4 protein-coding genes are annotated in these 7,749 nt (G+C 66.9%); 3 read left to right on the top strand and 1 reads right to left on the bottom strand.

Annotated elements, in window-relative coordinates:
• The first annotated feature begins 482 nt into the window (after positions 1–482).
• A complete protein-coding gene (locus ACY34J_RS28495) occupies positions 483–1,733 on the top strand; it encodes an aminotransferase class I/II-fold pyridoxal phosphate-dependent enzyme (protein WP_462729515.1) in 1,251 nt (416 codons plus the stop codon).
• Here ACY34J_RS28495 and ACY34J_RS28500 read toward each other — a convergent pair.
• Positions 1,709–3,694, bottom strand: coding sequence for a diguanylate cyclase domain-containing protein (locus ACY34J_RS28500; RefSeq protein ID WP_462729514.1), 1,986 nt, complete (start codon positions 3,692–3,694; stop codon positions 1,709–1,711). The genes ACY34J_RS28495 and ACY34J_RS28500 overlap by 25 nt on opposite strands.
• Before the next feature lie 867 nt (positions 3,695–4,561).
• Between ACY34J_RS28500 and ACY34J_RS28505 the strand changes: the two genes are divergently transcribed.
• On the top strand, positions 4,562–6,424 hold the full coding sequence (locus tag ACY34J_RS28505; protein WP_462729516.1) for a glycoside hydrolase family 9 protein: 1,863 nt from the start codon (positions 4,562–4,564) through the stop codon (positions 6,422–6,424).
• Between the two features lie 168 nt (positions 6,425–6,592).
• Entirely contained in the window at positions 6,593–7,678 is a 1,086-nt protein-coding gene (locus ACY34J_RS28510) for a hypothetical protein (protein ID WP_462729513.1), read from the top strand.
• Positions 7,679–7,749: the final 71 nt, after the last annotated feature.

The raw sequence follows: 7,749 nt of genomic DNA on the forward strand, positions 1-7,749 counted from the left end.
CTGGACAAGGCGGCCCCGGAGATGTTTGCTTGGCTGGGGCGACACCGCTGCTCACTGGCGGAAGGCGGCGAGGCGGAGTAACCCGCCGGCCGGCCTCCCGCCCTGGAAGGCTGGCCGTACGAGGGCACTCCATGACGCCCGGCGCGACCGCCCGTACACCGTGGCGAGCTGATCTCCTGGGCCACGGGAGTAAAATTGACAGTTCCTGCCTCAATCTTGACCGCATTGTCCTGCTTACGTACCGGGTTTACGCCCCAACTCCAGCCGAGCCGCGCGCAATCCCCGCCATCGGCGATCACGGCGTGGCACACTCCGACCGAAACTGCCTTGCAAGTGATCGAGTTTGATCAGGGGGAAGCTCCGTATTGTGATTCTATCTGTTCATCCGGAAGTATTTACTCTACGTGTGTTGCGGTAGGGGCCGCTGCGCGAAACGAGCTGAACACTTGCTCCATTCTGGGAGCGCCGGAAGAAGGCCATGGATGAGCGTCGTCGACAAGTGCATCGCGTACACCCGTTCTCGAGACCTCAAAAAAAGCGGATGGTACCCCTTCTACCTCAACTTCAGCGAGCGCGACCGAGGTGTGGCCCAGCTTCCTGATGGACGCAAAGTCGTTATGTGCGGTTCGAATGACTATCTCGGAATGAGCACTGACCCGCGTGTGCGTGATGCCGCCGCGGCGGCTTCGCTGCGGTACGGCGCGGGCTGCACGGGCTCCCGGCTGCTGAATGGCAACCTCGAACTCCACGACCACCTGGAGAAGGAACTCGCCGAGTTCTTCGGCAAGCCGGCTGCCCTGCTGCTGGCCACCGGCTATCAAACCAACCTCGCCGCTGTCACCGGGCTGTGCGGCCCGGCAGACTACATCCTCATCGACAAGCAGGCGCACGCCTCGCTTATCGACGCGGCCCGGCTCAGCCGGGCCAGAGTCCAGTGGTTCGCCCACAACGACACCGAGGACCTGGTGCGTAAGCTCGAGCAACTCCCCGCAGGCGTCGGCAGGATGGTCGTCGTCGACGGCGTCTACAGCATGGAGGGCGACCTCTGCCCGCTGCCCCAATTAACAAAAGTGTGCCGGCAGTACGATGCCACTCTGCTGGTCGACGACGCCCATGGTGCGGGCGTTCTGGCCGAGGGAAAGGGAACGTGCGCCCACTACGGCCTCATGGACCAGGTTCCGATCGTCACCCTCACCTTCTCCAAGGCCTTTGGATCGGCCGGAGGAGCAATCCTCGGTGATGAGGATGTCATTGAGTATCTCCGCCACAATGCCCGTAGCCTGCTGTTCTCCGCGAGCTTGAGCCCGGCCAACACAGCAGCGGCTCTGGAGTCTCTTCGCATTCTCCAGGAGGAGCCGTGGCGCTGCGAGGCAGTCGTCTCCAAGGCGGAGTTCATGCGAAAGGAGCTGGCGTCCCTTGGCTACCCCATAGGTGCCAGTACGACTCCCATAGTGCCCATCGATACGGTGGACGAACAGCGCACTCTGGCGGCGTGGAATCTTCTGATGCAGCAGGGTGTTTACGTCAACCCGGTATTTCCGCCCGCCGCGTCACCCCGGCTGCGGACCAGCTACATCGCCGTGCACACCGAGGATCATCTCGCTCAGGCACTTGAAGGATTTGTCGCGGTCCGCGGCCAACTGTTCTCCGGAACAGGCAAGCTTGACCTGCCCCAGCAGGCACAGCACCACCGGGAGCCGGCGGTCGATCACTTCTGTGCCGGAGACGCATAGGAGCCTTTGTCGGCGAGAGCAGACCCCGGGCACTCGCTGCGGTACGTCTGCGGCCGGTGCACCTCGATGCGCCCCTTGCCTGCGGCCTTGGCCGCGTACATCGCCAGGTCGGCATTGCGCATCAGTGTGTTGGGGGTGATCTCCGCACTGGCCACCGCGATCCCGATCGAAGCCGCGACCACCGCCTTCGTACCGCCGATGCAGTAAGGCTTCGACAGTGCGGACAGCAGTCGCTCGGCCACCTCCCGCGTCCGGGTCTCGCACGACCCCGCCTCCCCTTCCAGCAGCGCGGCGAACTCATCCCCACCGAGCCGGGCAACGGTGTCCCCGGCCCGTACCGCGGACTGCAGGCGCCGCGCAGCCTGGATGAGCAGCTCATCGCCCACCGCGTGCCCCGCCGAGTCATTGACTGATTTGAAGCCGTCCAGGTCCAGGAAGAGCACCGCGGGTGGGGTGCTGTCGGCCGACCGTTTGGCCAGAGCATGCTTGAGCCGGTCGGTGAACAAGGCGCGATTGGGCAGGCCGGTCAATGCGTCGTGGAACGCCAAATGCTCCAGCCGGGCCTGGAGCATCACGCGTTCGCTCACATCGCGACTATTGATGATCAGTCCATTGGCATGGGGGCTGATCGTTGACTCGATGTGGCGCCACTGTCCATCGGCCGCCCGAATGCGGCAGGAGACGCGGCGGCTCAGACCCTGGCCGCTGACCTCGCCCTCTTCCCGCAGCTGTCCGATGGCCTTCTTCAGCGGCGCCAGGTCCTCGCGATGGATGAGCAGCGGCAAGCGGACGCCCAGCAGGTCCTCGGGCCGGTATCCGAATACCTGCCGTACGGATGGACTGATGTAGAGCAGGACACAGTCCTGTCCGGCGATGGCGATGACGTCGCTCGAACTCTGCACGAGCGTACGGAAATGATCCTCGCGGGCGGCAACCTCTCGTACGAGGCACAGGTTGTCCGCGTGCGCGACGCCTGCCCGCACGCTCAGCGTCAGCAGGACCGACCCTCCTACGACCAGTGTGACCGCATCGAGGTGGCCACCCGCCGCGGTGTGCGCGGCCACGGCCGCCGCACACACGACCACGGGGACGAACGCGGCCACCACTCCGGCCACTGGCAGCTGTCGCCGGTCGACATCGAGGGCGCTGGCACCGCCAGGCAGCCACGGCGCCGCGGCGATGAGGAACATGCCGGTCATCGTGCAGGTCTCGGTGAGCGGAATGGCGGTGGTCAGGACGGGCTCCGTGGCGAACATGCGGAGCATGTCGCCCACCGCGAAGAGCATCAGCCCAACGGCGGCAAGGGTGACGGCCGCGCGCTCCCCCGGCCGCATGGCGAAACGCAGCACCAGCAGCAGCCCCAGGACAAGGGTGTCCGCGACCACGCGGCCGAGGTCGGACAGCGATCTGAGGACGTCCCCGCCCAGATCGGCCCGATGGAGGAGGAACACCCAGCCGAGCGTGAACATCGATCCGGCGATCATCCAGCCGTCCAGAAGCCGGCGAAGCCAGATCAGCACCATGCCGCCTTCGCTGGCCGCCACGACCAACCCGGCCACGCCCATACCCAGCGCGATGGCGATCCCCACCACGGCCAGCATCTCGATCGCCGGATAGAGCGCACCGGTGGATGCCTGCAGCAGCTCGGAGAGCTGGCGCAGCACAAGCTCGTGCACGCCGGCCGCGCCCGTCGATACGCCGAGGAGCAGCAGCCGCAGCCGCACCCGCCCGGTGACCGATCGCGCACGCGCGAGGATCGAGCAGGCCGCCACGCCATGCGCAGCCGGCACCCCGACATCCGCCACGGCCAGTGCCGGGTGGGCGAACCGCCCGCCTATGGCCGCAGCGACCGCGGAGCCGATACAGATGGCCTGGCCCAGCCCTGCCACCCACAGCCAGTTGCTGCGCGGTTCACCCTGCGGTGAACCGTCCCTGTCCGCACCCCTCAGTACCAGACGCAAGGCGAACTCCCCGAGATGGTGTCCAGCTCAGAAGTCTTGTCCCCGAACCAGGAGTTGGGCAGGGGACGGTAATAAAGGTAGGAGCTACGTTCTGTAATCGGGGAGTACGATTCATGGTTCACCTGAAATAACGACAGATGGCCCGTAGTGGCGATGCTGGCGGGCTCCACCTGGTAAATAGGTCCCCGACGTCGCGGACCGCTCGGGTCGGCACTCACGGCGCCGTCCTCGTTGAATCATCAAGTGTTACGCAGCCGTCTCCGTGCACGGAGGGTGATGCCGGGGCCAGGGCGCGCTGCCATGGACATGATCCCGAGCCCGGGCTGCTCACGGGCCTCGCGCCGACCCGCCGCCGCTTCCGAGATCGGCCCGCATACCTCAATTGAGGTATGTCGAATTCGGTCGATTGGTGTGCTCGGATTTCCGCTATCCGTACGAAGCCGCAGGCCAGGTCGTTTTCCTAGTCTCTGGGGTATGCAAAAAGACGCCGAAAGGTCCGTGAGCAGGAGCAGCGATTCCGCATACCCGGGTCTCACATAGCGTACGGATTGAATTACTCACGGTGATCAATGCCCCCTGTGGCTCCGCCCACGGCGGGCGACGCGCTGTGGGCCCGTACGCGGATCTCTCCGGTGAGCAGCAGAGCGGCTGACAACCACAGGCCCCTGCAAATCTTCGCGGGCCTGACCACATCTCACCTCCGCTGAGATGACGGACCGTTCGCTGACTCCACCCGCAGCCGCGGCGGCAATGCCGTGCCCGGACCGCTGTGTTGCCCTTGTTCCCCCCTGGAAGAGCTGAGTCTTGATTCATTCCCCCTCTCGAGTACGTCCTGCCTTCGACCAGTCGAGCCGCCGCCGCAACCGGATGCTGGGTGCCGCGGTCGCTGCGGGTTTGGCACTGGGTGCCCTGTCCGCCCCCGCGGCAGGGGCCGTCGACAACCTCTCGCTGCGCAGCGGCGCCGAGACGGCCGGCTCCAAGGCCGACACCGGCTCTCCGGTGCGGGTGAACCAGGTGGGTTACCTGACCCACGGCCCCAAGAAGGGCACCGTCGTCACCGCGGCCACCAAGTCCCTGACGTGGACGCTCCGCGACGCCGACGGCAAGAAGCGAGCGAGCGGGACCACCACTCCCGCAGGTGTCGACCCGAGCTCCGGGCAGAACGTCCACACCTTCGACTTCAGCAAGGTGACCGACAAGGGCGAGGGTTACACCGTCACCATCGACGGGAAGAAGAGCGAGCCGTTCACCATTGGTGACAACCTCTACCGCTCGCTGCGCACCGACTCGCTGGCGTACTTCTACCACAACCGCAGCGGCATCAAGATCGATGCGGACATCGTCGGCGACAAGTACGCCCGTCCCGCGGGTCATGACAAGGCAGCTCCGAACCGGGGCGACACCGACGTGCCGTGCCAGAAGGGCGTGTGCGACTACCGCCGGGATGTCTCCGGCGGCTGGTACGACGCCGGTGACCACGGCAAGTACGTCGTCAACGGCGGTATTTCCGTGGCTCAGCTGATGTCCGCGTTCGAGCGCACCCGTACCACCAAGGGCGCGGACGCCAAGCCGCTGGGCGACGGCAAGCTCCGGGTGCCCGAGCACGGCAATGGCATCCCGGACGTCCTCGACGAGGCGCGCTGGGAGATGGACTTCCTGATGCGCATGCAGGTGCCCAAGGGCAAGCCCCTGGCCGGCATGGCGTACCACAAGGTGCACGACAAGCAGTGGACCGGGATGCCGACGCCGCCGCACCAGGACAAGCAGCAGCGTGAGCTGCACGCGCCGTCCACCGCCGCCACGCTCAACCTGGCAGCCACCGCTGCGCAGGCCGCCCGCCTCTTCGAGCCGTATGACAAGGACTTCGCTGCCCGGTCCCTGCACGTGGCCCGGACCGCCTGGGACGCGGCCAAGGCGCATCCGAACAAGTTCGCCAGCGACCAGGACTCCACGGGCGGCGGTGCGTACGGTGACGGCAACGTCAGCGACGAGTTCTACTGGGCCGCGGCGGAGCTGTTCATCACCACCGGTAAGGACACCTACCGCAAGGCGTTCCTCGGCTCGAAGCTGCACGGCGACGTCAACGCGCTCTTCCCGCGCGGCGGCGGCATGTCCTGGTCGTCGACCGCGGGCCTCGGGGCGCTCGACCTGGCCACCGTGCCCAACAAGCTCACCGACAAGCAGCGCGACGCCGTGCGCAAGACGGTGACGCAGGCCGCTGACCGCTACGCCGCGGACTCCGCGAAGTCGGCCTACGGCGTTCCGTATGCGCCGACGGACGGCAAGTACGAGTGGGGTTCGAACAGCCAGGTGCTGAACAACATGGTTGTGCTCGCCACCGCGCACGACCTGACCGGTAAGACGCGTTACCGCGACGCGGTGCTGCGTGGCATGGACTACCTGCTGGGTGCGAACCCGCTGAACCAGTCCTACGTCACCGGTTACGGCGAGCGGAACTCGCACAACCAGCACCACCGCTTCTGGGCGCACCAGCTTGACCGCAAGCTGCCGAACCCGGCACCCGGTTCGCTGGCCGGAGGCCCGAACTCCGGGCTGCAGGACCCGGTTGCCCAGGAGAAGCTCAAGGGCTGTGCCCCGGCGATGTGCTACATCGACGACATCATGGCGTTCTCGACCAACGAGATCACCATCAACTGGAACGCGCCGCTGGCCTGGATCGCCTCGTACGTCGACGACCTGGGCAGCAAGACGGGTAAGGCGATGCGCTGATCCCTGTGCGCCGAACCCGGTCGTTCGACCGGCTCAGCCGGCGGGTCTGCCACTGGCTGTGCCGATGCGGCGCCCCCCGATCGCGGGGGGCGCCGCTGCGCGTTGGTGGACCGGTCTGCCCGTACGCTTCCCTCATCGAGGCAGGTGCCGGGAAGGAACGGAACTGCGGTGCGTGTACTGCTGGGCTTCACCGGTACCGTCATCGTGCTGGGGATCTTCTCCTCGGTGCTGCGCACACTGGTGATCCCCAGGCCGTTGCGCTCCGGCTTCACCCGGGTCGTCCAGCGCCTGGTCCACGGGCCGTTCCAGCTGGTGGCCGACGGCCTGCACACCGCCGAGGCCAAGGACCGGGTGCTGGCCCCCGTAGCGCCGCTGTCCATCGTCGTCACCCTGATCGGCTGGCTCGCGTCCTTCCTGGTCGGCTATGCGCTGCTGTTGACGGCGGTGAGCGGGCTCGGGTTGGGGCACGCACTGCTCGAGGCGGGCTCCTCGCTGTTCACGCTCGGCTTCGCCAGCAGCAGGCGGGGGGAACTCACCGCCATCGACTTCTGCGCGGCGGCCACCGGGCCGATCGTGGTCGGCCTGCAGGTCGGCTATCTGCCCACCCTCTACAACGCCTATCAGCGCCGCGAGACCGAGGTCACCCTGCTGCAGGTCCGCGCGGGGAGCCCGCCCTGGGGGCCGGAGATCCTCGCCCGCTATGCGCAGGTCAAACTCCTGGACAGCCTCACCGAGCTCTTCCGCAACTGGGAGCGGTGGAGCGCCTCGGTGAGCGAGACCCACACCACCTACCCGATTCTGGTCGAGTTCCGGTCTACCAAGGCAAACCGCAACTGGCTGGTCGCCCTGCTGGCCGTCCTCGACGCCGCGGCGCTGCGGCTGGCCTTCAATCCCTCCCTGCCGCAGGCCCAGCTGCGGATGGCCCTGCGGGCAGGCTTCGTCTGCCTGCGCGATATCGCTGACATCCGACGTGTCCCGTACGACCTCGATCCCCACCCGGAGGACCCACTCCAGCTCAGCTACGAGGAATTTCTGCAGGGCGTGGCGCGGATGAGCGAGCAGGGCTATCCGATGGAGCGCACACCGGAGGAGGCGTGGCCGCACTTCCACGGCTGGCGGGTCAACTACGAGGCTGTTGCCTACCGGTTGGCTCGGGACATCGACGCGGTTCCGGCCCCATGGTCCGGGCCGCGTCGTACGGCGGTGGGCATCAGCGTTCCCCACACGCCGGTCGACCGCCGCCCCGTCGGCTAGTGCCGCGTCAGCCAGTAGCGAGGTGACCTGGTGCGGTCAGCTGCAAGGCGCCGGATCGGCCTCGTAGTGGG

The organism is Streptomyces sp. HSS9-12 (assembly GCF_054963655.1).